Origin of the sequence: Sediminibacillus terrae, from assembly GCF_009602435.1 — a bacterium.
Classification (GTDB): domain Bacteria; phylum Bacillota; class Bacilli; order Bacillales; family Amphibacillaceae; genus Sediminibacillus; species Sediminibacillus terrae.
In genome coordinates this window covers 22,795-47,143 of sequence record NZ_VZDQ01000004.1, presented here as the reverse complement: position 1 = coordinate 47,143, position 24,349 = coordinate 22,795, and the positions used below count along the sequence as shown (strand labels likewise).

The 24,349-nt window shown below is 45.6% G+C and carries 21 protein-coding genes and 1 pseudogene; 5 read left to right on the top strand and 17 right to left on the bottom strand.

Annotation, left to right across the window (positions count from 1 at the left end):
- The first annotated feature begins 1 nt into the window (after position 1).
- The 3 genes from F6X55_RS01640 to F6X55_RS01635 all read left to right on the top strand — a co-directional run bounded on the left by F6X55_RS01640 (position 2) and on the right by F6X55_RS01635 (position 2,223).
- Entirely contained in the window at positions 2 to 910 is a 909-nt protein-coding gene (locus F6X55_RS01640; RefSeq protein ID WP_153461701.1) for a glycine betaine ABC transporter substrate-binding protein, read from the top strand.
- A 398-nt stretch (positions 911 to 1,308) separates the two neighbouring features.
- Positions 1,309 to 1,440 carry a hypothetical protein gene (locus F6X55_RS20290; RefSeq protein WP_272914930.1) on the top strand — a complete coding sequence of 44 codons (132 nt, stop codon included), beginning with the start codon at positions 1,309 to 1,311 and terminating at the stop codon, positions 1,438 to 1,440.
- A 150-nt stretch (positions 1,441 to 1,590) separates the two neighbouring features.
- Positions 1,591 to 2,223 (top strand): DUF4352 domain-containing protein, encoded by a 633-nt coding sequence (locus F6X55_RS01635; protein WP_153461699.1) that lies wholly within the window; start codon positions 1,591 to 1,593, stop codon positions 2,221 to 2,223.
- A 239-nt stretch (positions 2,224 to 2,462) separates the two neighbouring features.
- Here F6X55_RS01635 and F6X55_RS01630 read toward each other — a convergent pair whose 3' ends face one another.
- The 15 genes and pseudogenes from F6X55_RS01630 to F6X55_RS01565 form a co-directional block, all read right to left on the bottom strand.
- The gene (locus F6X55_RS01630) at positions 2,463 to 3,707 is read right to left on the bottom strand and encodes a metal-dependent hydrolase family protein (RefSeq protein WP_026571323.1); all 1,245 of its coding nucleotides are present in this window, start codon (positions 3,705 to 3,707) and stop codon (positions 2,463 to 2,465) included.
- A 30-nt stretch (positions 3,708 to 3,737) separates the two neighbouring features.
- A complete protein-coding gene (locus F6X55_RS01625) occupies positions 3,738 to 4,907 on the bottom strand; it encodes a hypothetical protein (RefSeq protein ID WP_153461697.1) in 1,170 nt (389 codons plus the stop codon).
- A gap of 304 nt (positions 4,908 to 5,211) precedes the next feature.
- Positions 5,212 to 5,670 (bottom strand): hypothetical protein, encoded by a 459-nt coding sequence (locus F6X55_RS01620; RefSeq protein ID WP_153461695.1) that lies wholly within the window; start codon positions 5,668 to 5,670, stop codon positions 5,212 to 5,214.
- Positions 5,671 to 5,726: 56 nt separating this feature from the next.
- On the bottom strand, positions 5,727 to 6,170 hold the full coding sequence (locus F6X55_RS01615; RefSeq protein WP_153461693.1) for a hypothetical protein: 444 nt from the start codon (positions 6,168 to 6,170) through the stop codon (positions 5,727 to 5,729).
- An 82-nt stretch (positions 6,171 to 6,252) separates the two neighbouring features.
- Positions 6,253 to 6,597, bottom strand: coding sequence for a hypothetical protein (locus tag F6X55_RS01610; protein WP_153461691.1), 345 nt, complete (start codon positions 6,595 to 6,597; stop codon positions 6,253 to 6,255).
- A 13-nt stretch (positions 6,598 to 6,610) separates the two neighbouring features.
- Positions 6,611 to 6,835 (bottom strand): annotated as a pseudogene (locus F6X55_RS01605) (lipid II flippase family protein); the annotation flags it as partial.
- A 799-nt stretch (positions 6,836 to 7,634) separates the two neighbouring features.
- Positions 7,635 to 9,359, bottom strand: a complete 1,725-nt coding sequence (locus F6X55_RS01600; RefSeq protein WP_153461689.1) for a glycoside hydrolase family 35 protein — start codon at positions 9,357 to 9,359, stop codon at positions 7,635 to 7,637.
- The gene (locus F6X55_RS01595; RefSeq protein WP_153461687.1) at positions 9,346 to 11,424 is read right to left on the bottom strand and encodes a beta-galactosidase; all 2,079 of its coding nucleotides are present in this window, start codon (positions 11,422 to 11,424) and stop codon (positions 9,346 to 9,348) included. Before F6X55_RS01595 ends, F6X55_RS01600 begins: the two co-directional genes overlap by 14 nt.
- 128 nt (positions 11,425 to 11,552) lie before the next feature.
- Positions 11,553 to 11,675, bottom strand: coding sequence for a hypothetical protein (locus F6X55_RS20285; RefSeq protein WP_272914929.1), 123 nt, complete (start codon positions 11,673 to 11,675; stop codon positions 11,553 to 11,555).
- A 127-nt stretch (positions 11,676 to 11,802) separates the two neighbouring features.
- Complete coding sequence (lacZ, locus tag F6X55_RS01590; RefSeq protein WP_237648576.1) at positions 11,803 to 14,913, bottom strand: beta-galactosidase, LacZ type; 3,111 nt, start codon at positions 14,911 to 14,913, stop codon at positions 11,803 to 11,805.
- 26 nt (positions 14,914 to 14,939) lie between these two features.
- On the bottom strand, positions 14,940 to 15,755 hold the full coding sequence (locus tag F6X55_RS01585; protein ID WP_026571312.1) for a carbohydrate ABC transporter permease: 816 nt from the start codon (positions 15,753 to 15,755) through the stop codon (positions 14,940 to 14,942).
- A complete protein-coding gene (locus tag F6X55_RS01580; protein ID WP_051382168.1) occupies positions 15,752 to 16,666 on the bottom strand; it encodes a carbohydrate ABC transporter permease in 915 nt (304 codons plus the stop codon). Before F6X55_RS01580 ends, F6X55_RS01585 begins: the two co-directional genes overlap by 4 nt.
- Before the next feature lie 153 nt (positions 16,667 to 16,819).
- Positions 16,820 to 18,121, bottom strand: a complete 1,302-nt coding sequence (locus F6X55_RS01575; RefSeq protein WP_026771818.1) for an extracellular solute-binding protein — start codon at positions 18,119 to 18,121, stop codon at positions 16,820 to 16,822.
- A gap of 110 nt (positions 18,122 to 18,231) precedes the next feature.
- The gene (locus tag F6X55_RS01570; RefSeq protein ID WP_153461684.1) at positions 18,232 to 20,052 is read right to left on the bottom strand and encodes a sensor histidine kinase; all 1,821 of its coding nucleotides are present in this window, start codon (positions 20,050 to 20,052) and stop codon (positions 18,232 to 18,234) included.
- A gap of 9 nt (positions 20,053 to 20,061) precedes the next feature.
- Complete coding sequence (locus tag F6X55_RS01565) at positions 20,062 to 21,579, bottom strand: response regulator transcription factor (protein ID WP_153461682.1); 1,518 nt, start codon at positions 21,577 to 21,579, stop codon at positions 20,062 to 20,064.
- 350 nt (positions 21,580 to 21,929) lie between these two features.
- On the opposite strand from F6X55_RS01565, the gene F6X55_RS01560 reads away from it, so the two are divergent.
- Positions 21,930 to 22,763, top strand: a complete 834-nt coding sequence (locus F6X55_RS01560; RefSeq protein WP_153461680.1) for an aldo/keto reductase — start codon at positions 21,930 to 21,932, stop codon at positions 22,761 to 22,763.
- A 363-nt stretch (positions 22,764 to 23,126) separates the two neighbouring features.
- Here the strand turns inward: F6X55_RS01560 and F6X55_RS01555 are convergent, their stop codons facing one another.
- On the bottom strand, positions 23,127 to 23,435 hold the full coding sequence (locus tag F6X55_RS01555) for a DUF5634 family protein (RefSeq protein WP_153461678.1): 309 nt from the start codon (positions 23,433 to 23,435) through the stop codon (positions 23,127 to 23,129).
- A gap of 137 nt (positions 23,436 to 23,572) precedes the next feature.
- Between F6X55_RS01555 and F6X55_RS01550 the strand changes: the two genes are divergently transcribed.
- Complete coding sequence (locus F6X55_RS01550) at positions 23,573 to 23,743, top strand: hypothetical protein (protein WP_153461676.1); 171 nt, start codon at positions 23,573 to 23,575, stop codon at positions 23,741 to 23,743.
- A 101-nt stretch (positions 23,744 to 23,844) separates the two neighbouring features.
- On the opposite strand, the gene F6X55_RS01545 is transcribed toward F6X55_RS01550, so the two are convergent.
- Complete coding sequence (locus F6X55_RS01545; protein ID WP_153461674.1) at positions 23,845 to 24,288, bottom strand: hypothetical protein; 444 nt, start codon at positions 24,286 to 24,288, stop codon at positions 23,845 to 23,847.
- Positions 24,289 to 24,349: the final 61 nt, after the last annotated feature.

Sequence of the window (24,349 nt, the reverse complement as noted above, 5' to 3'; positions counted from 1 at the left end):
TATGAAAAAACTAGTCATAATCGCAATATTAGTTGGACTTATCGCCCTTACTGCTTGCGGACAATCAGATGAGACGGAAAACCAGTCAAGTGATTCAGAAAATGCCAACTCTTCCAATGAAAATGTGGCAGAAGAAACAATAACCTTTGGAATGCCATCATGGACCAGTACAGAAGCACCTACAGCGATCGCAACTCAGATATTGGAAGAAGCCGGGTATAATGTCGAAACATCTCTTCTAACACAGCCAGTAATTTGGCAAGGAATACAAGACCAGGAAATTGATTTCTTTATGGACGCATGGCTGCCCTATACGGAAAAAGAGCTATGGAACGAATATAAAGAAGACCTGCAAAAAGTCGCTACCAGCTATGAAAGCGCGCCTCTAGGTTGGGTTGTACCAAGCTATGTTGAAGAAGAAACAATTGACGACTTAGCAGGAAAAGCCGATAAGTTTGACAACGAAATTGTCACGATTGGTGCCGGAGCTGGAATCGTGGAAATATCGAAGGAAGTCATGAACGATAAAAACTACAATTTAGATGGCTATGAACTCGTTCCTTCAAGTGAATCGGCCATGATGGGTGTTATTGATTCAAAAACTAAAAACAAAGAACCTTTCGTGATAACCGGTTGGCGCCCCCATTCCATGTTTGCTAAGTACGATTTGAAGTTTCTAGAAGATACACAAGAACATTTTCAATACGACAACGTATATGTACTTTCTTACAAAGGACTGGAAGAAAAACACCCGAGAGCATACGAAATCATGTCCAAGTGGAGTATAGATGTAGCTGACCTAGAGGAAATGATGCTCGCTTATGAGAAAGAGGATACTTCATTTGAGGACTCAGCGGCAGAGTGGATAGAGGAACATCGAGATCAAGTCGATAAAATGTTGGCTGAATAAGTTTTCTCCTCTTTAAATTTTAGGGAGGAAACTCTGGAACCAGAAAGAAGAACAATTTGCGAAAAGTGGAGAGATTCGACGCGAAAGTAGAGCGACTTCGCTTCAAAGTAGAGCGACCCGACGCAAAAGTAGAGCGATCTCAACACTAAGAAGATCAACTCGCACGAAGTGGAGCGACTTCACTCCAAAGTAGAGCGACTCGACGCAAAAGTAGAGCGATTTCTACACTAAGAAGAGCAACTCGCACTTAGTGGAGCGACTTCGCTTCAAAGTAGAGCGACTCGACGCAAAAGTAGAGCGACCTAGATCAACTAGTCCGAAAAGAGATCAAAACAAAAGGAGAGAGGCTTTCATTGAGCAGCCTCTCTCCTTTTCTGTTTACTGTCTAAAGAAATCTATTGAAACAAATTCTTCTCTACCTTGCCGTCCTTGACGACAACTTGGATATTATCATTGTCAGCCTGCGAAAAAAGTTCATGCTGGAAGAAGGCGATCAGCTGGTGGTGTTGAAGGCGACAGAAGGAAAATGAATATAAGGTGGAACAAAAAGGCAGAAGCAGCTCAACTTCTGCCTTTTGCACATCTGTCTGTTTTTTCCCGGACATTTAAAACATATACAGGAAGTCATGAACGTTTATGGTAAAATATAAATACTTGTGTGTAAATTAGGAGGGGTATAATTGAAGAGGAAAATGATAAGGGGATTCATTTTAGTCATCAGCGTTCTGTTCATTAGTGCTTGCAGTAATTCAGCAGAAGATGAAGAGGTAGGCGAAACCGCTGATGGTGCAGAAGAAAACACGGCTACACCTGAAGAAAATGAAGATAAAGAGGAAAACGATAATAACGACGGCAACGACAGTATGTACGGAGACCTTGATTTGCCTGAAGATCAGCTTGGCTTATCAATTGGCGACACGGCTCATTATAAATATGGTTATCAAGACATCATACGAGAATTTGAAATCACCCTTAATTCTGTAGAAATTACCGATACCGCAGGAGATCAACCGAGCGAGGAAGGCAACTATGTCCTCGCGAACGTGACGCTTAAAAATCTAAGCGAAGTGCCAGTTGTCGCTGAAGATGGATTAAGCCTGTATTTAGATAATGAAAATGTCGGTGGTTTACCTTGGTTCTACATAGATGGAGTGGCAGAAAAGTGGCCAGGTGAAATACAACCTAATGAGTCTAAGACAGGGGTATTATTATATGACTCACCTGTCGGGACTTCTTATTCATTAATTAGTGGCGACTCCTCACCTAACGCAAATACCATTTCATTTGAATTTACAGAGGACGAGGCAGAATAAGTACAGGGACTTAGCAACGTGAATAGTTAAGTATTTAAAGATGCATACACGTCACGCTTAAACAAAACTGGATTTCAGTTAAAGATCGTGCCTCTACTGCACTAATGAATGGCGTTAGCTAAAGACTGCATATAACGGATAGTGAGAGAATATTGCAGAAAAATTCGCATATATAGACAAAAGGAGAGAGGCTGTCATTGAGCTGCCTCTCTCCTTTTCTATTTTCCGCCTAAAGAAATCTATTGAAACAAATTCTTCTCTACCTTGCCGTCCTTGAGCACAACTTGGATATTATCATTGTCAGCCAGCGAGTAAATATCCTCCAGCGGATTTCCTTTTACAATGACAATGTCAGCTAGCTTGCCTTGTTCGATGGTGCCAAGCTTATCCTCCCAGCCCATACATTCGGCTGCTGTTTTAGTGGAAGCGACAATGGTTTCCATCGGCGACATGCCAGCATCGGCCATCAAACCTAACTCACGAAGGTTGGTGCCATGCTTCATTACGCCGGCATCTGTACCCATGGCAATTTTGACGCCAGCTTTGTATGCTTTCGTAAAGCTTTGTTTATGGGCTTCAATAACTTCTTTCGATTTCTCGACTGCGCTGTCCGGCATGCCTACTTCCTTGGCAGTTTCCAATACCGCTACAGGTGCCAACAGCGTCGGAACAAGATATGTACCGTTTTCCAGCATCAATTCGATCGCTTCATCGTCGATGAAAATGCCATGTTCAATCGAATGGATGCCAGCACGCACTGCATTTTTGATCCCTTCTGCACCTTGTGCATGGGCCATAACTTTGACCCCTTTGCGGTACTTGCCTTCCTGGACGATCACTTCCAGCTCTTCTTGGGAAAACTGGGTGAATTCCGGATGGTCGGTGGCGCTCAGGACCCCCCCTGTCGCATGGACTTTGATAACCTCAGCCCCTGCCCTCAGCATCTCCCGGGTCTTTTTCCGGACTTCTTCCACGCCATCGCAAAGACCACTCGGCATGCCAGGGTAATCATTCGGCAGCAAGTCCAGGATATTGCCGGAAACCGTATAACCGTCCCCGTGTCCGCCAGTGATCGTCAGCGCATTGATGCTCAGTTGAAGCCGCGGTCCGGCAATCAAGCCATCCTCGACCGCCTTTTTAACCCCGAGATCTGTGCCAAGCGCATCCCTCACCGAGGTGATACCTGCTTCCAACGTGTTCTTCAAGTACTCTGCTGCTTGATAGTACATAAAGGAAAATGGTGTTTCCAGTCGTTTGGAAACCGGCATGTATTCCATCATCATATGGACGTGGGTATCAATCAGACCCGGCAGAATCGTACCGCCCTGTGCGTCGATGACTTCCTCTTGCCCGGTCGGCTGATAACCGCTTTCTTCTCCTGTATAAACTATTTTCGCTCCGTCGACGACGACGATTTGATCTTTTACCGGCTCTCCGCCGTTACCATCGACCAACAATCCGTTTTTAATCAGTTTTACTGCCATCCCAATTCCTCCTTGTAAAATACTTCTATGTTATAAGGTCCCTACCAGGATTCCTGCCACGACCACCGAGCTTACCGTAACCGTGGTGAACCCGCCAATCAACATCGGGGCCAATAACTCATTGAAAATGATTTGTTCTTCCTCTTTGTTGCGTGCGACACTCCTGCTGGCTTCTTCACACAAAATGTAATCCCCTGGGAAGCCGAACAAGGCGGTCAGCGCCACTGGCATTCCCTTGAGTGGATGCCACTTCACCAATTTGGACACGATGTAACCGCCGAGCGCGATGCCGAAAGTTCCCAACAACAAAAATAGAAGTATGCTTGGCAGGTTATCAAGTACCTGCTGTGGCGTGACTCCTCCCATGGTGCCGAGCACCACAAATATGATGGCAATCATGACAAGTGTGAATGAATTCGATTTTTCCAATGTCCGAGATTCAAAGACTCCCAGCTTCAAACCGATAACGCCGATCGCCAGACACCATAGGCTGTAATTGATCGGAGTCACTTCTCCAAGCGCTACACCGATTGCAGCCCCGACAAATACATAAAACAATTTCAGTGTCATACTTGAACGAAGCGGACTTTGCGCTTTATCATCTGCTTCGGGTTTGCCGCTATCCATCCCGTCCGCCATCGGAACGAAGACACCATTGTCCATGTCATTTTGGATGGTGGTCGCATATTTTTTCATGAAAAATAACGAGAGCGGCATACCAAGAACACCTTGAAAAGCGACAATCAATGCCGGAATGACTACCAGACTGCTCAATCCGATTTCCGTCAGCTTTTCCGAGGTGACGACCAACGCGATGATCCCTCCGCTGATCGGGCCAACTCCTGCCACGGCAGTCGGATAGTCAAAAATCAAGGAAACGATGATCAACAAAAGAACACCTGCAACAATCACTCCGCCCAGGGAAATGGCAACTGCTTTGATTTGTTTTTTCAGCAGCGAAAACGGAATCAAGGTACCCATGTGCAAAATGGCCGGTCCCACCAGAATCGCTCCGAGTGACCCAAAGGTCGACTTATCTAAGATATTCTCCGGAAAGATGCCAGTCCAAATACAAATCAAATATCCAACCATTGCGGTGAGAAGCATCGGGACTCTGGCCCGGGATATGATAGAAATCCACTCTCCCAGGGCGATTAATGTAAAAAGTATGACTGTAGCTATTAGTGGATTTTCTAACAATCCAAAAACCTCCATTCCTTATTTTATTTTCTAAAAATTTAAATAGTTCAAATAGTATAGCACTGTCATAATTTTCTGTCTATATGGTTTTTGTCGAAATTTGCGTTTTGCAAGAATGCCCGCAAGATGTGTAAGCGGTTAACCGATTGAGGATAAAGGCAATCGCCTTTTAAAAAAATAGCTATGACTTCCATAATGAAATGGAATGTCATAGCTATTTAAGTCGTTCTGAATCATTAATATGTAAAGAAATAAAATGTAAAGGTTCCATCAGCTTATGACTATTTAACTACTTATTTTTCAATTATCCTTTCAAGTCATAGATTCGGACAATTTCTCCAATGTTATAACCTACCCAAGCCCCGATAAACGGGAAAGTACTGCCAGGAAAGTCCACACTTGCAGGGTTAATACCCTTAACCCACACGAAGACGGAGATAAAAATACAAATAACACTGATGATGACAGCCTCCGTCATTCTTCTCCGCTTCCAACGCTTCTCCCCCAAACGTCTTCTGTCAAATTTCTGCACCATTATACTAGCCTTAGTACCAAAATATCTTCCTGTCTTTAGGGTGTACAATGTGACGGCTACTATTATCCATATAAGCACAAGACTTCCACCAATGAGGAGGGAGGGCTCTCCGTTCTCGGCCAAATAACGAAATAGCACGAATAACAAGAGCATCACGAGATTGTATTGGACTAACAGCTTCTTTTTTAAACGCTTAACTTCTTGAATATCCAAGTTGACTTCATCCATGTTATCCTCACTTTCAAATTGACAACTTTAAAGATAAGCACCCGTTTTTTTAGTAATCAAGAAATGAAGTCACTTATCCTGTTCACCAATCGACTAAGATGAAATAATGGAAACAAAACTGCAATCATAATATTGCTCTCTAAAACTGCTCTCCAAAACTGCATTCTGATAAGAAGCTTATAAACGAACAAAAATGCGCTTACACTAATTGCAGAAAACAAAATCCAAAGATATTCCTTTTGTTTTTTCACTTCATGTTCTATGGCTTTGATCTTCCAAGTATCTTTTTCTGAAAAAACTGCGTCTATCCCTTTCTTTTCCATTCCAACCATATTGAATGATGTCAACGATATACTTTCGTCTGACACTTCAACTATGTCATAACCATTTGGTAAAAATGAAACTTTATAAACAATTAGATAAGAAATACCAATAAGAATACCTGCAATCAATAAAAAAGCTAAAAATTTCATCACCTTCGGTACAAAATGATCATCCATTTATTGAACCACTCCCCTTAAACACCTCCGTTTTATATAAAAACCCAAATACTGCTGCTGTGTTAGTTGAAGACATTACTATTCAATCCACTTCTTCTACTTCAAATGTCAATCTATCTAAATCCCACACATCTTCCTCATAATTTTTGATCACTTTCACCTGAACTTTTTCCCCTTCTTCATAATCTTCCGGATTGGAAACTCGAATGGTTTGAGAGGTGGGGGCATCGTCAATTTCATATGGTTCTGTAGAAGATCCTTTCTCGCTAACTGTTGTCCATGCGTCTACGTCCACTTCCATATCTCCACTTTCTTTATTGATTCCTGTAATGTCCCCTTGCATAAAAGTTCCCTCTTCCGCTTGAGAACAACCCATCAGTGTACAAAGAAAAATTGCCTCAATGAAGAATAACTTGTTTTTCGACATATGTTAGTCTCCTTCACACAATGTATTTCGTAAACCACGCTATATACTCCGCTCCCCATACGAAAAATAACTGGGCAAGCATTGTACCTAATAACCTCGAAGTCACCATCATTAACGACATGCTTTTTAACTTATTGTAACTTCCTCTTTGATTAACAACATCGTCTGCTATTACTGATAATTTAGGATCGATAAAAATAACCAAGAGTATTGTTGCAATCCCATTTATAACCCCATTGAGTTACTTTCTTTTTGTATTTACCCTGATTTTACCATACTGGGAATTTTTCTTGTTGGATTTTTAAGAAAGAGCCTGGGACAAAAGCATGGCCACCAAATCAAAAACCAAACAAATTATAACTACCAATTAGATTCATTCGGTTTTTAGTTGCGTATTCTTGTTATATCCTGTTGTTTGATGGGTGCTTCGAATCGCTACGGCAAGATACTACGCGTTCCACGGGCACGGCTTCAACTTCCTCAGAAAGCACCAAACGCTTTCTTGCGGGATTTTCAGCTCGTGCTGTTCCCGTAGGAGTCTCGGTATCTTGCCTTCGCTACGTTTTCGTGGCCTGATTTCAACTTTATCAAGACAAGATGAACAAAACTATATTCTTCTATTGGCTGATAGGTATCTAAACAGAGAAGAGGAAAAAAATAAGCACGGAGTTTCCTTTATTCTTTGGAAATGGGACAATAGCATAATAAGGATAAAGAAGTACTCCTGGTCTCCATGCGGCTTCGCTTTCTATCCGTAACGGCATGAGGCAAAGCAGAAAACACACCAGAAGAAAGTATCTCCTTCCAACGGAGGCAAGGTATGAAGACTCCGGCGGGATGAGCGCGAGCTGAAGATCCACTTGGCAAAGCGGTATTCTTTGCCAAGTTAGCTGAAGCCGTGCCCGCGGAAAGCGAAGTACCTTGCCGGAGTGGAACGTTGCACTTTTCATATCATTTGCTTTTAGCTCATCAAAAAACCGAACGAATGATGGATCGTTCGGTTTTCATTTTGGTCACGATTTTCCCGTCTTGTCTCGCTATCCCAGTAAATGCTCACCCTCCAACTGAACTTGCCGCGTACTCGTACCCTCCAATTCCAGAATAACCAATTCATTATGCTTTTCCTTCAACAGAGGACCGGGCAAATAAAGCCGTTGCTGCGGACCTGCTGTGCTCCAGTATCTGCCGAGGTTGAAGCCGTTGATAAAGATGTTTCCTTTTATAAAGCCGGCTGCATCGACAAACGTGTCACGCCGCGCGGGGGCATCGAAGGTTCCCCGGAAAAATTTTGGATAACGCGAATCCTCACTCAACCCATAATCGGTCGGCAAACATTCCAGTTCGATGGCATACATTTCCCAATGAAAAAAGTACTGTTCACCGAGCCAAATGTTGTGAATGAGTCCTTTCCGGTCTGACAAATGCTCTCCATAGTTGGCCCTTCCCATGTTTTCCACCAATATTTCCAATCTATTGATACTGTTTGGAAAAGGCAGCGTAATCACGCGTTCTTCATCATTTTTATAGACGGTCGTGACATAGCTGCCGTTGATGTACACAAAACCGCGGTCCTGGATGGCGTCGATTTTCAGGTTCAAGTCCCCTTGTCTGTCGATCTTGGTGCGGTATAGTGTATAACCATAAGACTGGTCGATCTCCTCCATCGACAGGGGGGCGACGTGTTCGATACGCCTGCTGGTATGCTGCAGTGTATCAAATAAACTGACCGTTTCTTTCAATTTTACTGTTCCATATGCTTTGGCGGTAGACTTGCTTTGATAGTCTTCCGGAACGTCCATGTAATCTTGTAATGTCTGCTTGATGGCACGGTACTTATCGGTCACCCCGCCACTTTCCGTCAATAGACTATCATAATCATAGCTGGTGATCGTAGGGTAGTAGATATCATAGTGATTGGCGCCGTTCATGAAGCCGAAATTGGTGCCTCCATGGAACATATAAAAATTGACCGAGCTGTTGCTTTCCATCAGTTCCTTGAATACCTGGGCAGCATCCTCCGCATCCCGGGTATGGTGTTCCCCTGTCCAATAGTCGAACCAGCCAATCCAGAATTCCGTCACCATCTTCGGGGAACCAGGTTTCATCTCCTCGAGTTGTTGGAAGGCCTCCTCCACCTTTGATCCAAAGTTCAATGTTGTCGTCACGTCCGGCAAAGATCCTTGTTTGATAAACTCCGGCCCGTCGGATGTGAATAAAAACGTCTCCAAACCATGCTTGGCATACTGGTCTTTAAAAAAAGCTAAATACGGATGATCATTTCCGTAAGCACCATACTCATTTTCGATCTGCATGGCAATGACGGGGCCGCCATGTTGATACAAGAAAGGACGCAGCTTCGGAAGCAGTATGTCGTAATATTCTTCCACATGTTGCAAATAGACAGGATCACTGCTGCGAAGCACGATATCAGGGTTTTTCAAAAGCCAGGAAGGCAGGCCGCCCATTTCCCATTCAGCGCAAATATACGGGGAAGGACGGATAATGATATACAAATCCAACTCATGCACCAGCTGAATGAACTGTTCGATATCGGTCAGCCCGGAAAATTCAAACCGCCCCTTCTTTGGTTCGTGCAGGTTCCAGGGCACATAGGTTTCTACCGTGTTCAAACCCAGCGCTTTCAGCTTCTGCAGCCGGTCTTCCCATTGCTCGGGGACCGTGCGGAAGTAATGCATGGCCCCGGATAAGATCTGAAAGGGTTCGTCATCTAAGTAAAACATTCCGTCTCTAGCCTGCAGCATGGGCGCCCTCCTTCCGCTCTCGTTTTAGGAGTCGCAATCCGAAAGAAGGCACTTCAATCGACTGGGAAACAGAGCCTCCGTCAATAAGATTAGTAAAAGTTCCATCAGGCAAAACAACGGTTTGCTTTTCACCGCCAAAGTTCATAAAAAATAAGTAATCATGCTTGCCATCTGTCCGGCTTTGCGCCGACACACCTTGCGGCAACTTGGATTCCAGAGCCTTTTTTACCCCAGTTTCTTCCACCAGTTTTCCATAAAAGGCGTCGTGGAAGGACTGTTCATTGCGAGAGGCGATATAGTATGCTTTTCCCCGGCCGAAACGATTGACCGTCAGTGCTGGACGGCCGGCATAAAAATCTTCCTGGTAAGTCGCCAACACTTCCGCTCCCTCCAAATGAATCAAATCACAAAGCTCGACAGTCGTATATTCTCCATTCAAGCCAAGCGTATTTTCCTTCAACTTGATTTGGTTCTTCTGCCCATCATGCAAAGCGTCGATTTCCTCGGACCAGATGCCGAGTGTACGTCGAATCGGGCCGGGAAAACCTCCGAGGAACGTCAAATCGGTTTCATTGACGATACCCGACCAATAGGTGGTGACGACTGTACCCCCATTCTCGACAAATGCTTCGATTTTTTCGCCAATACCATCCCGCACCATATAGAGCATCGGCGCTACCACCAGTTTGTATTTCGAAATATCCTTCTCCATATCGATGACATCGACAGCTACCCCTTGCTTCCAGAAGGCCTGATAATGTGCCGCGACTGTTTTTTCATACTTGATCCCTTGATTGCGCGGTCCCTGGGCATCTTTTATCGCCCATCGGTTTTCCGTATCAAAAATGATGGCTACTTCTGCTTCTACGGAGGTTCCGACAACCTCATCCAATTTGGCAAGAGTCTCCCCGACTTTGCTTACTTCCCGGAACACCCGGGTATGTTCGTGACCTGCGTGATCAACTACGGCACCATGAAACTTCTCGCTGGACCCCCTGCTTTTACGCCATTGAAAATACTGCACAGAGTCCGATCCATGCGCGACTGCCTGCATCGAAGACAACAAGTGCATACCTGGACGTTTCAGTTTGCTGACTGGCTGCCAATTGGTCATGCTAGGTGTGCTTTCCATCAACAAAAACGGCTGTCCGTCTTTGATCGAACGAAACATGTCATGGTTCATCGCCACCCAGGCTGCCTGTTCGACATCCCCGTCAGGGTCATGCCAGGTCGGATACGAATCCCACGAAACAAAATCAAGCGTATCGGCAAACTTACCGTAATGGAGTCCCTCGAATGCCTCCATGAAATTGGTGGTAACCGGCAGATCTGGTTTCACTGCTTTCAATGGTTTGATCTCCTGTTTAAGGAAGTCGAGGGTCTGATCTGTCACGAACCGCTTCCAATCCAAATTAAGTCCGTGGACCATCGTTTCCCCGTGCGGTGCAGGCGATTCAATTTGCGACCAGGAGGTGTACGTATGACTCCAAAACGTCGTCCACCAGCTATGATTCAAGCGATCCAATGTTCCGTATTTTTCTTTCAGCCATTCCCTGAATGCTTCCTGGCATAAATCACAATGGCATTCTCCCCCGTATTCGTTGGAAACGTGCCAGCCGATCACTGCAGGGTGGCCGGCATACCGTTTCGCCAGCTTTTGGTTGATCGTCTTCACTTTTTCACGGTAAACCGCGGAAGTATAACAGTGGTTATGTCGCAGCCCGTGCAGGTTACGTACCCGGTTTGGACCGACTCGGAGCACTTCCTGATATTTCTCCGACATCCAGGCCGGACGCGCGCCGCTCGGAGTCGCCAAGAACGCGTAAAGGCCATTCTCGGAAAGTTTATCGAGAAGCTTGTCAAGCCACTCGAATCGGAACACTCCTTCTTCCGGTTCGAGTTTAGCCCAGGAAAAAATACCGACAGACATTACATTGCAATTTGCCAGTTTCATCATGCGGATATCTTCTTCCATGATGCCGGGATAATCCTCCCATTGCTCCGGATTGTAGTCGGCACCGTGAAGCATTTTCGGGATTTTCGAACTGACTGGATTATATTTCATTTCATCAAATCCTTTCCTGACTCGTTCTTCCTTCTTTAAAGAGGAATTTTTCGCATGGCTCGTTGCTTTTTCATGCAGCGTTACGAATCGACTACGGAAAAATACTTCATTTCCGTGATGGTTGTACTTCATCCACATGGAATGAAGACAAAGGCACTCTGCGTCGACCATTCATTCCCCGTTTTGCGCTGCTCCATTTCATCTTCACCGCTCCCATGAAAGACGTTTTCTTCTTCCGTGCGCCTTTTCATCTTCATCACACCGGTGAAGGGGTTCCTTCTTCCGCACGCCTTCTTTCCATTTTCATCAACTGTGAAGGATGGTATTTCCCTCGTTACTCAACTCCAATTCACCGCCATCCACTGAAAAGCGCCCCCATCAATGCCATTCCGGATTCATCTTCACGCCAAACCGGAAAGGGCCGCTCTTGAGTCTGTATTTTTCCAGCACATCGGGACCGCAGCTTGCCGAGCCGAGTCCGTGCTGCCGGTGATCGAGCATGATCGTAAGAAAGTCCTGTTTGACTAAATCATACGTATGTTGTGCTTCCTCTATGTTTTCCTGTGTATAATATTGCGCGTTGAAGTCAAATACAGGCTGACCCCGGAAAGTCATTCCGGTTCCTGCTTCATTGGTCAACCGCGCCCAGCGGACCTGGTGGCGGTTGCCGTTTTCCTGCGGGTAAACATACGGCGTGCGGAGGTCCTCGACAGCCTTTGTCCAGACACCGACGCGAGCCGCTTGCCGGCTGTCGACATATGCTTCTCCCGGCCCGAGGCCATACCATTTCACATGATTGAACACTGCCGGCACTTCCATCTTCAACCCGATGCGCGGAAAGGTACTTGGAAGCTTTCCATACGGTTCACCTTTTACATCGATTGCAAGTCCACCGGCAACATCAATCGTATAGCTGTACGTAGTGGCAACTCCCCACTCCAGGACAGGAGGAGCCACCCGGGCTTTCACAGCGACCTGTACCCGGCCATCACTCATCGACTGCCAGTTCAATTTTTCAATCCGCTGCTGGAGCCAGTGCAGGCCGAAGTCTTTCCATTCTTTGATCGAGGGGATATCCTTCCAATGCACCTGGGCCCATAGATCATTGTCGATCGGTGCCCTCCACAAATTCAGGGACGGCCCTTTCTTCAACAAATCGACCCCCTGGTACTGATATTCGGCAATATCTCCGTTTCCTTTATTAAACAGGAGGTGAAAATCCACTCCCTCGACAAGCAGACCACCAGTTCCATCTACCACACGCAAAGGCATTTTTGTTTTCGTTGTAGCAGGAAATACATCAATCGAAGGAGCCGGGAGTTCAAATTGAGCCCATGCAACCAGGTGACCGGCTTTCGCCCAAGTAGTATCGACCCCTAACATAAAGTCGATATCCAGCCAGTATTCTCCTCCTTCGCCCAGCACCCTTTCCAGTTGATAAGACAAGACAACTTCTTCGCTTGCACCTGCCTGAATACCGGCAACCGAAAAGGTACCAGTTGCGACCACCTTTTCACCGGTCTTCACCGACCAGACCGCCTGCAAATGATCCAAGGAAATAAAATCATAACGATTCGTAACCTTTATCATGCCTTTTTCCAAATCAACCGCTTCGACCAAAACCGGTTCGATGACTTTTTTATACTCCTTTAACGCCGGTGACGGAGTGTGATCAGCCTTCACCAGACCATCGATCACAAAGTTGGAATCGTGCGGTTTTTCTCCGAAGTCACCTCCATACGCAAAGTATTCTTCTCCATCTTCTGTCACCCTGCGAATCCCGTGGTCAAGCCATTCCCAGACAAATCCACCCTGGAGACGATCATATTTGTAGAAGGCTTCCCAATACTCCTTCAACCCGCCGGGACCATTTCCCATGGCATGGGCATACTCGCACAGGATATGCGGCTTCTTCAAATCATTCCGCTGCCCTAAATCATCCATCACTTCAACAGCCGTGTACATCGTCGTGAAAACATCCGAGGCTTCCGGATCGCGCTGCGGATCATAATTGCTTTCCGACCGGGTGATTGCCCGGCATTCCCCTTCATAATGGATCAATCGTGTGCAATCATATCCTCTCGCCCACTCTGCCATCGCCATATGGTTTTTTCCGTAACCGGACTCGTTCCCGAGCGACCACATGATGATGGATGGATGGTTTTTATCACGGGCGACCATCCGTTTCATCCGATCCAGGTAAGCTTCCTTCCATTCCGGGTCATCGCTTAGCCTGCTCCAGTCACCGATTACATCAAAACCGTGCGTTTCCAAGTCGGCCTCGTCAATTACATACAATCCATATTGATCACACAAATCATAAAATCGCGGATCATTCGGATAATGAGCCGTCCGGACTGCATTAATATTGTGCTGCTTCATCAACCGGATGTCTTCCTCCATCCATTCCAGCGGGACGGCGCGCCCCAAGTCGGGATGATGATCGTGGCGGTTTACCCCTTTCAGCTTAATCGCCTTGCCGTTCACATAAAACAAACCGTTACGCAACTCGATTTTCCGGAACCCGACGCGGACGGGAATCACTTCGGTTGTTTCATCCAATCCTGTCTGGAGCGAAATCAGCAGCTTATATAAATAGGGATCCTCGGCCGACCATGGATGAGGACTTTCCACAGAAAAAGTGGTGATGATCGTTTCCTTTCCTGCCCCATCGAGCGTTACCTCTTCGCTATCCGCTTCCCCAACAAAAGCTCCGTTTGCATCAAAAAGCTGATAATGCAGCCGGGATTCCCCGCTTGCCGTTTCTCCGCTGTTTTCAATGACCGTTTCAATCGACAGGCGGCCTTCCCCGTTTTCAACAAAGTCTGCCTTTACAAAAGTATCCTCGACATGTACTTTCGCAACAACAGTTAAATAGACATCGCGAAAAATACCGCTCAGCCACCACATATCCTGGTCTTCCAAGTACGTCCCATCGGACCACTGATACACTTGGACAGCCAGCTTGTTGTTTCCTTCCCGGATATAAGCGGTCAAATCAAATTCAGATGGAACCCGGCTCCCCTGGCTGTAACCGACTTCTTTCCCGTTCACCCATAAACAGAAAGCACTGTCCACCCCTGCGAAGGTAATGGTCACTTGTTTTTCCAGCCATTCTGCGGCAATCCAGAACTCTCTGACATAGGAACCGGTCGGGTTTTCGGTGGGCACGAAAGGCGGATCCACTGGGAACGGATAGACGACATTCGTATAAGCCGGTTTTCCGTAACCATGCATTTGCCAGGATGAAGGGACAGATAAATCATCCCATCCACTCGTTTCATAGCCTTCCGTGTAAAATCCTTCCGGTGCCGTCTGAGGATTTTCCGCGTAATGGAACTTCCAGCGTCCATTCAATGAATGGACAGCTGGTGAAAGCCTGCGATTGAATGTCAGCGCCGTTTGCCTGTCGGAAAAAGGAATAAAATGTGCGCGTGCGTCCCTGCGATTTCGCTGTAATAGCTGGTGATTTTCCCAATCATGTACCATCTGAATCTCCCCCTACGTAAATAAATTTATCCTTTGACTGATCCCATCATTCCTGCTACAAAATGCTTCTGCATCACAAAGAAGACGATGGCAGTCGGCAGCGTTGCAATCACGATGGCTGACATGATCAACCCGTAATCTGGAGAATAACCGGCGCCAAGATTGGAAATCAACAGCGGAATCGTCTGCTTTTCCGGTGACTGCAGAATGACCAACGGCCATAAATAGTTGTTCCAGCTGTTCATGAACGCAATGATTGCCGCTGCGGCATAAGACGTTTTCATTGTCGGTAAATAGATTCGGAAAAAGATGCCAAGCTCGCTCAAACCGTCGATTCTTCCAGCTTCCACCAGTTCTTTGGCAAACATCTTCGTGTTTTGCCGGAAGAAAAAAATGAAAAATGCAGTGATGATCGTCGGCAGTATCGCCGCAGCCAACGTATCGATGCCGAAAAAAGGCAAGCCGCCGAATAATCGGTACAACGGGATCATGATCGCCGCAAACGGAATCATCATCGATAACAGCAGGAGATTGAATATCCTGTCTTTCCCGGGCGTCCGGTAAATCTCGAAACCATAACCGGCAAGTGAACCAATCAACAAGGTCAAAAAAGTGGTAATCACGGCAATGATGGTGGAATTGAGCAATGCCGTCCCCATGTCGACCGTGTCAAACAACGCCTGTAAGTTTTCCAATAAATACGTACCCGGCAGCAGGCGTCCCTGGGTAACATCGACAGATTTGTTGGTCATGCTGACGAGCATCCAAAGAAACGGAAAAATCGAGACGATCGAAGCAACACTCAGGAAAGTGTAAGTTGCAATCCGTTTTATCTTTCTCATTTATCATCACCTGCCACTTTGAATTGTAAGAGCGATAAGAGAACGACCAGAATCACGATCACATAAGAAACCGTTGCCGCATAACCGAAATCCGGACTGTATTCGAAGGAAAGATTGTAGATGTACATCGAAATCGACAAAGTCGCATTCCCCGGTCCCCCATTGGTAATGTTCATGACTTCATCGAATAGCTGCAACGTACCGATCGTGGAAATGATGGAGGTGAACAAAATGATCGGTTTCAGCATCGGCACCGTAATATAAAAGAACTGTTGCAAGCTCGAAGCACCGTCGATTTTCGCCGCTTCATACATGGAACGGTCGACGTTTTGCAAGGCAGACAGATAGAAAATCATGTTATACCCAGTCCAGCGCCATGTGATCGCTGCAATGATCGTGAATTTTGCGAGAAGCGGGTCGGACAGCCAGTCCAACGGTTCCGAAATAAGCGACAAGTTCATCAAAAACTTGTTGATCAGGCCATCCACGCCGAACAAGTATTTAAATATGACAGCATAGGCTACCAATGAGGTAACACATGGTAAAAAGATCGCTGTACGGAAAAATCCTTTGAACTTCAAGGTCGCATCATTCAACAAGACGGAAAAAAATAATGCCAGGACAATCATGACCGGTACCTGGATCAGCAAATAGATAAATGTGTTCGTCAATGCGGCGATAAATGTCGGATCACTGAACAGCCTCACATAATTATCCAGACCGACATATTCCAAATTCGCTCCCATTCCGGACTGGAAAGAGAGCAACAATGCACGGAGCATCGGATAAAAATAAAACAAACTGATTCCTGCTGCCGCTATCAAGATGAACAGCCAGCCGATGTAATTGTTTTTCAACCGCCTGCCGAGCGTTTTCTTGCTGGCAGTATAGGGAAGGCCCGTTTCTTTCATCACTTTACTCATCTGTTTTTAACTCCTCCTTATGCGAAATCTATATAGGACTGTGCAAGAAAGGGACCCTTTGAAAGTACAAGCTTTCGCAGAATCCCTTTTGGTTGGACTTTCCTATTCAAGGCTAAGCTATTGTTTTTTCATCACTCCGCACTATTTCAACTGCGATTCTGCTTGTGCCTGGGCGTCGGCCAATACATCCTCGATATCCTTGCCTTTCAGATAGTTTTGCATTTCTGCGGCGAGAATGTCTTCAATCGCATATGTGTGCAACCCATAGTTGACGCTCGGGATTTCCTCTGTCCATTCGGAGAAATCGGCGATGACAGGTTGACCACTGAAGTAGTCATTTTCCGCCTGGTATGCTTCTCCATCGGCAGCAGGTGCGTACGTACCGAGTGCGCCTACATCAAGTACGAGGTCCTGGTAAAACGCTTCGTTCGAGCCAAACGTAGCCCCGAGGAACTCAGCCGCTTTTTCCTTGCCAGGGATATTCAAGACATAGAAAGAGCTTCCTCCCTGGTTCGATGCATTGACAGCTCCCTCCAAATTCAGGCGCGGAATCGGAGCGACTTCCCATTTACCTGCCTGAGATTCTTCCGCTTCAATACTCGGAGCAATCCAGTTACCACTTGGAACGGTTGCTACATCGCCGCTGTTGAAGGCAGCAATAAACTGGCTCCAATCGGAATTGGCTTTGACAAAGTCCGCTTCGATCATCGCTTTATAGTTTTCAAATGCCTTTTTCAAGGGCTCGTTGTCGACCAGGTTCACAGTTTTTCCATCATCTTCCACGTACCAGGAACCTGCACTTTGAATCATGACCCGGAGAATTCCCAAGTCGTTCGGATCAAGTGAAATCATGTCTTTGCCTGTTTTCGCTTTGACCTCCTTGCCGATTTCGATGTACTTTTCCCAGGTGATATCGGTCAAATCCTCCTTGCTGTATCCCGCTTCCTCTAAATAATCCGTACGGAAGAACAGTCCGGTAACCCCTGTATCGAACGGCAGTCCGTACTGCTTTCCATCGAGACTGGTAGGAGCCAGCTTATAAGGTGCGAAATCATCGGTGCTGAAATAATCGCCAATCGGATAAAAAGCATCTGGATAAGATTGCAAGAAGCTTTGAGCTCGCTGATCTTCAATCAATACAATATTTGGCATGCCTTTCATACTGCCGGAGCTGAGACCTGTGTTTAACTTTTGCACGATATCGTCCTGTGCGTTTTCTATAATTTCAAGGTCCAAGTCTTCTTCGTACGCATCTTTGGCAAGCTCCAGTGCCGCAATGTTAAAATTCGGATCCCAGGCCCAGGCCGTGATTTTGTCCGGTTCTTCTCCATTTCCGCCATCCGAGCTTCCACTGGCATCATCCGAGGAACAAGCTGCCAAAGCGAGAAGCGTGACGACAGACAGTAAAAGCAAACCTGTCTTTTTCCAGTGCGCAAAATTCATAAATCTTACCCCCTCTTTAATGTAAGCGTTATCATTATCGCTTGTTTCCATAATAGCATCGAGGAAAAAAAGACCGTTAGAACGATCTTTAGGTCATTGTTCAATTATTTTTAGAAGTTTTCTTCACCGCTGACACGGGGCTTGGTATTATTATTAGAAATGGTATTTTCTTTAGCGTCCTCTTCAAGCAATGGAAGCACAATTTTCACTTTGGTCCCTTTGTTTAATTGACTGGTCACTTCCACCCCATATTCTTTGCCGAACAACAGCTGGATCCGTTCATGGACATTGCGGACGCCGATCCCGCTGAACAGCTGTCGTTTTCCTTTGCGGCTCGGTATCTGGTCGATCCGCATGCCGTCCCCTGTGTCGACGACTTCACAAACCAGCTGTTCTTCCCGCCTTGCGATCAAGACCTGGATATAGCCCTGCTTCTTTTCCGTGAAGGCATGGAAAAAAGCATTTTCGATAAACGGCTGGATCACCAGCTTCGGCAAATGAAAGTGCAGACAGTCCGGAGCAATGAGGGTATTGACCTTGATCTGCTCTCCATAACGCGTTTGGTTGATCAATACGTAGTTTTTGATGTTGGTTACTTCCTGTTCGACCGTGATGGTTTCATCGACATTGCCGAGCGCATTTTGCAGCAGCGGAATGAGCGCATCGATTGTCTCCAGTGCTTCCTCCTTTTTGTTTTCCTTGACGAGAAATTTCACCGAAGTCAATGTATTGTAAAGGAAGTGCGGATTGATTTGATGCTGCAGAGCTTCCAGCTCGGACTTCCGCTGTTTACGCTGTGCCTTGAGTAGGTTGCGGACGTGGTCCTGCAGTTCATTCAGCATGTAATTGAAAGCGTGCGCCAGCTTTTTGGCTTCATAACCGCCGCTCTCATCAACCGGTTTGTTAAAATCGTATTTAGCCATATCGGATATTTGCTTGACGAGCCTCTGCAGCGAATTGGTCATTCTCCTGGAAATGATGAAAACAATGCCGACCGCCAACAGGACGATCGCAATACTGATCAGGACAATCTCCTTCCGATCGACCAGATTGTTGATGACCAGCTCTTTATCGACGAGATTGACCACATACATATCCAGTGCAGGCAGTGACGAAGTCAGCAGCATATAATCCTTGCCAAACACATGAACATCCTGGTATTCCAAGCCATTTTCATCTGTCTCTTTGGCAACTGCCAGCAATTCCTGATCCGTTTTTCCGATTAATCCCTGCTGATTGCTGGATATGATTTGCCCGTCCCCGTTCATGACCAGCACACTGTTTCCCTCGCTTGTATATCCTTCATAAAACTCACGCAAGTCCTTTTCGCGAATCGGTATATATAAATAGCCGTATACATTATCGGTCGAGCTTTCGGTGAGTGCTTTTGTCGCAACGATCATCCTCCTGCCATTGGTGAATTCCCCTTCTGCCACAAATTGATAAAGAATTTCATCTGGATGATCGTTGGTCTTTTTCGTGATCGGGTGATCAAACAAGGCATCGGCGGACACCGACCAGTTGATATATTTCATATTGAACAATTGCTTGTTTTTCCCGAGGACAATCATGTTGGCATCGTTCGGATTGTTTGAGAAAATCCGGTCCATCTGCTCTTTGATGGTGTAAAAAGAATTGGAAGCTTCCAGCGAGCTGACGTTCTCTTTTGTCAGCAGCCGCTTGATCGTCCCGTTATCCTGGACGTTGATAGTAGTAAAAGCTACCGAATAACTGAACGATTCAAATTGCTGTTTGATTTGATTCAGCACCTTCGTATTGGTAATACTGAACGTTTCCATGAATAAATTATTCGACATCCGGATGGTGCTGAAGGTAATCAACACCGTCACTGCGATGATGCTGATCACCATGACCAGGAACATTTTCACAAATAGACTGTTTGTCCGGATTGTGTTCATTAAATTTTTCATCATTCATCCTCACATCTTTGCTGAACTTTTTTTGCGATACCGTCCCGGAGACATACCTTCTATCCGTTTGAAAACTTTGCAAAAGTAGCTAGGTTCCCCATAGCCGACCATTTCGCTCACTTGATTGACCGATGATCTGCTTGTGGCCAGAATTTCTTTTGCCTTGGCGATCCTGACATGGTTTAAATAGTCACTGAAACCGATATGAAAATGAGTGCTGAAATAACTGGATAAATAGGAAGGATTGTAATGAAAATGCTCGGCCAATGCACCCAATGACAGAGAATCGGCATAATGCTCATCGATGTAGTCGAGCAGTGCCTGAATACCCGGAGAACGGTCCGCCTTCGTATGGTCGGCAAGCAAAGACTGAACAACACCAAGGAATTCTTCAAACCGGGCAACTGCCGATTTGGCAGTTTTAGCTTCATTGATGTCGGCAAAATACTGATATTTTCCCTGTTCCAGTTCCTCGACACGGTATTTCATATTGCCCAATAAAACGATGATGTTGAAAATGATGTTTTCCAGCCATGATTTAAACTCAAAAATATCTTGTTTATAATCCTGCGTTAGCTGTTCCACGTGCCTTTCCAGTGAAGCAATCGCGCTGTCGAACTTTTTCTGTTTGAACACTTCGATGAACTGACTCAGACGGAACGTATTTGCCTTTTCTGTTTCAGGCAGTTCCCCGTCGATCAGGACACTTTCTCCTGATAAATAAAACAGGTAGTTATACAATTTCTGGAGACTGTTTTCATGGATATTTTTCAGTTCATCTATAAACGAAAACGGCATACTAATTAATGATGCAATATTTTTTCCGGTCCCGCGATGCTCGTTTGTCAAGTTAATCAGTTCCTGCTTGACGGATAGCTGCTGCTCAACCGGGAAATTGATCAGCAGCAAATAGAAATCGTTTTCATTTTCAGGCAGCAGCAAGGCTTTTTTATCCACCCCCAGATTCATGAAACTTTCCAACACCTGTCCTTCCATGTCAGAATCCAACCAACAAATCGCTGTCAGGAAAAATCGGTCATAAGGAAAATCCTTTAGCATTTGTTCTTCATGGCTGGGCAAGGTGTACCCTTGAATCCGTTTTTCCAGCACCTCCTCCATCGAAGCGGCCTTTTTAGCAGTTCCTTTAGTGGCAGGCGCTATCCTGCGCAGCGTTTTGATCAATTCTTCCCCGTTGAGCTTAGGCTTGAGAATATAATCTGCCACCCCATTTTGAAAGGTCGAGCGGACATAATCAAAGTTTTCGAAACTGCTCAATACGATGATTTCCAATTCGGGATATTTCGCTTTTGCCAATTTGACGAGTTCGGTTCCATCGAGGTCGGGCATCACGATATCGGTGATCAAAATATCGGGCTCCACTTTTTCGATCATCTGCATGGCTTCCTTGCCATTCGCAGCCTCCCCGGCTATTTGGAACCCTTCCCGTTCCCAGTCGATATAATTGATTATCCCTTTTCTGATCAACATTTCATCGTCAACGATCAATACCTTGTACAACCCACTCATAGTATCTCCCTCCCCCTTTTACAAGTAGCTTACTACGAAGCGGCACGTGCACGGGAAAACTTTTTATATTGCTGAAAACATGGCAGGAGAATCGGTTTCTTTATATAAGTTTAATATAAATGATCGGGGATAAGTACTTCTTTTCGTTCAACGCCGCCATGCCAAGAGCTTTTTTATGGAAACTCCCCACATGATGGCATTCAATAAACTGATCGAAACAGTTGTGAACCATTCTATCGTATGGAGGTTATTTTGACTATATGGGAAGGGGACCGCAACACGAGGTATATCATTTGTGTTTTTCAGTAGGTATGGGAAAATAAAAAGAAATATTGCTTGGAGGTATCTAAATGGTGAAAAATCTTCAGGACACAACAACATTGCATAATGGGGTGGAAATGCCTTGGCTCGGACTTGGCGTTTTCAAGGTTGAGGATGGCGACGAGGTAGTCCAGTCTGTCAAAGCCGCCATCAAGCACGGCTACATAAGCATCGATACTGCTGCTGTTTACAAAAATGAAGAAGGCGTAGGCCAAGGAATAAGGGAATCCGGCATCCCCCGAGACAAGTTGTTCGTAACCTCGAAGCTGTGGAACGGCGACCAAGGATACGACTCGACCCTGTCTGCATTTGAAACCAGCCTGGACAAATTGGGGCTCGATTACTTAGATTTATATTTGATTCATTGGCCGGTGCCATCGCAAGGCAAATTCAAAGAGACATGGAAAGCAATGGAGAAGCTGTACAATGAGGGAAAAGTGCGGGCGATCGGTGTCAGCAACTTCAAAGAGCATCATCTGGATGAGCTGAGGGACGAAGCAGAAATCACGCCGATGGTCAATCAGGTAGAATTCCATCCCCACTTTCAACAAAAAGAACTGCGGGCATATTGCCAGGAACACGGCATTCGATTCGAGGCATGGTCCCCATTCAAACGGGGCCAACTGCTCGACGACCCGACATTGACAGAAATCGGTGACAAGTACGGCAAGTCACCGGCCCAGATTATTATTCGCTGGAACCTGCAAAGCGAAGTCATCACCATTCCAAAGTCGACAAAGGAGCATCGGATCGCAGCCAATGCCGATGTATTCGATTTTGAGTTGTCAGAAGAGGATATGAAAAAAATCGAACAGATGGACACTGGCGTGCGTGCATTCAGTGATCCGGATGAAAAGAAATAAAGGACAAAGAGCATGTGATAAAAGTATCGTGACCAAAATAAAATCGAACGAATTTTGTATCCCGATTAAATTCGTTCGGATTGCATTTATATATTCTTTTATCCTGTTGTTCGTTCCGCGCTTCAAATCGCTACGGCAAGATACTACGCGTTGGCAAAGCGGTATTCTTTGCCAATTTAGCTGAAGCCGTGCCCGCGGACAGCGAAGTACCTTGCCGGAGTGGGAAGTTGCGTTTTTCTTGGGGTAGAAAGATTTGCTTATTATTTTGGTCGCGTTGCTTTTGTCCTTTTTTCCATTCTGGGAGAGTGCGTACGGGAAACGAATTCCTTTTCCTGTCCATTCATTCCCGTTACGGATTAAATGCTATTTGAACAATTGCTCGAATACAGCGTCGATAGTCGTAAAGCCGCTGATATCCTTGTCGGTAGGGTCATCTGTTTCCACTGTCCATTCCTGTCTAGCCAGTTCCAACTGCCCCTCGCCTGTTTTGGTGAACGGCATGTGTACCATGTAGACTCTTCCATTTTTTCTTACCGTATAGCCGATGTAGTATTCGTCTTCCGGCCCTTCTTCTTCAAAAGTACCAATATCGTCGATGTTATATCTTTCCATTAGCGTATCGAAGGAGTCTTGCAAGTCGCCCCTTATCTGGTCGATGGTTACCTGATCCACGATCCATCCCTCCTTGTTCTTTAATATGGATTCCTTTCGTACAAACCATGCATGCAAAAATTTCCTCGTCTTGCCGTGTGTGTTTGAAGCAGACTAGAGAAGGAAGGTACTACAAGAACTTTAGAAGGATGGTTCCGATGACGAGAGCAAAAGATCCAAATAACCTCAAACGCGAAAAGAAAAACAACCCCATTGGGGAACAGCCATTGAGCTATCCGGGACAGGAAGCGAATGATTTTCGCGATATCACTTATTCCCCCGGCGAAAACAGTTATTTGAACGAAGAGCACAGAAAAAAGCAGAAATAACAAAAATAGCAGTTGGTCTGTGTTTTTCAGAACCAACTGCTTTTTCCTCCAGCTCTTTGAAGAAGAGGATTCGTTACCAATCGATTTAGAAATGTCACTCCTTAAAACATGACATGATGATAAGCATCATTTACTAATTCTGCATACCTCAGCCATTGAAAGACAAAGAAACCTGCAACAGTGACATTGACTGCGGCTGTATAGGAGATATATTTTCTTTTTTTCGGGTGACTTTTCATAAGCCGTTCACTTAACAAGACGGCGTACGTCGCTATAAAGAAAGGAGCAATGATTAATGCCGCCAATACCCACATGTTGAATTCCTCCATATATGTCCCCAACACAGACAGACTTTCCTCTTCATTACTTACGTCCGAATTGATCACGGGCCGAGGTCCGCTCAGGCCCTCATACATGACGAACTGATTCTGGTCGTTGACTTCGTATTTGATATACTGAAAATCGAAAGCAAAGTAATAAGTACCCACCAGGATCAACAAACTGATGAAAAAAGCAAGATACCATCTGAACTTCTTTGTCTTCACATTCATCCCCCTTTTGAATTGCGGATTTCCATATGTTGGCGTTTTAGATAATACCAATTAT

Coding starts and splice junctions, on each gene's coding strand:
- F6X55_RS01640 (WP_153461701.1), top strand. CDS start 2: ATGAAAAAACTAGTCATAATCGCAATATTAGTTGGACTTATCGCCCTT.
- F6X55_RS01630 (WP_026571323.1), bottom strand. CDS start 3,707: ATGGCAGTAAAACTGATTAAAAACGGATTGTTGGTCGATGGTAACGGC.
- F6X55_RS01620 (WP_153461695.1), bottom strand. CDS start 5,670: ATGGATGAAGTCAACTTGGATATTCAAGAAGTTAAGCGTTTAAAAAAG.
- F6X55_RS01615 (WP_153461693.1), bottom strand. CDS start 6,170: ATGGATGATCATTTTGTACCGAAGGTGATGAAATTTTTAGCTTTTTTA.
- F6X55_RS01610 (WP_153461691.1), bottom strand. CDS start 6,597: ATGTCGAAAAACAAGTTATTCTTCATTGAGGCAATTTTTCTTTGTACA.
- F6X55_RS01600 (WP_153461689.1), bottom strand. CDS start 9,359: ATGCTGCAGGCTAGAGACGGAATGTTTTACTTAGATGACGAACCCTTT.
- F6X55_RS01595 (WP_153461687.1), bottom strand. CDS start 11,424: ATGAAATATAATCCAGTCAGTTCGAAAATCCCGAAAATGCTTCACGGT.
- F6X55_RS20285 (WP_272914929.1), bottom strand. CDS start 11,675: ATGAAAAGGCGCACGGAAGAAGAAAACGTCTTTCATGGGAGCGGTGAA.
- lacZ (WP_237648576.1), bottom strand. CDS start 14,913: ATGGTACATGATTGGGAAAATCACCAGCTATTACAGCGAAATCGCAGG.
- F6X55_RS01585 (WP_026571312.1), bottom strand. CDS start 15,755: ATGAGAAAGATAAAACGGATTGCAACTTACACTTTCCTGAGTGTTGCT.
- F6X55_RS01580 (WP_051382168.1), bottom strand. CDS start 16,666: ATGAAAGAAACGGGCCTTCCCTATACTGCCAGCAAGAAAACGCTCGGC.
- F6X55_RS01575 (WP_026771818.1), bottom strand. CDS start 18,121: ATGAATTTTGCGCACTGGAAAAAGACAGGTTTGCTTTTACTGTCTGTC.
- F6X55_RS01570 (WP_153461684.1), bottom strand. CDS start 20,052: ATGAAAAATTTAATGAACACAATCCGGACAAACAGTCTATTTGTGAAA.
- F6X55_RS01565 (WP_153461682.1), bottom strand. CDS start 21,579: ATGAGTGGGTTGTACAAGGTATTGATCGTTGACGATGAAATGTTGATC.
- F6X55_RS01560 (WP_153461680.1), top strand. CDS start 21,930: ATGGTGAAAAATCTTCAGGACACAACAACATTGCATAATGGGGTGGAA.
- F6X55_RS01550 (WP_153461676.1), top strand. CDS start 23,573: ATGACGAGAGCAAAAGATCCAAATAACCTCAAACGCGAAAAGAAAAAC.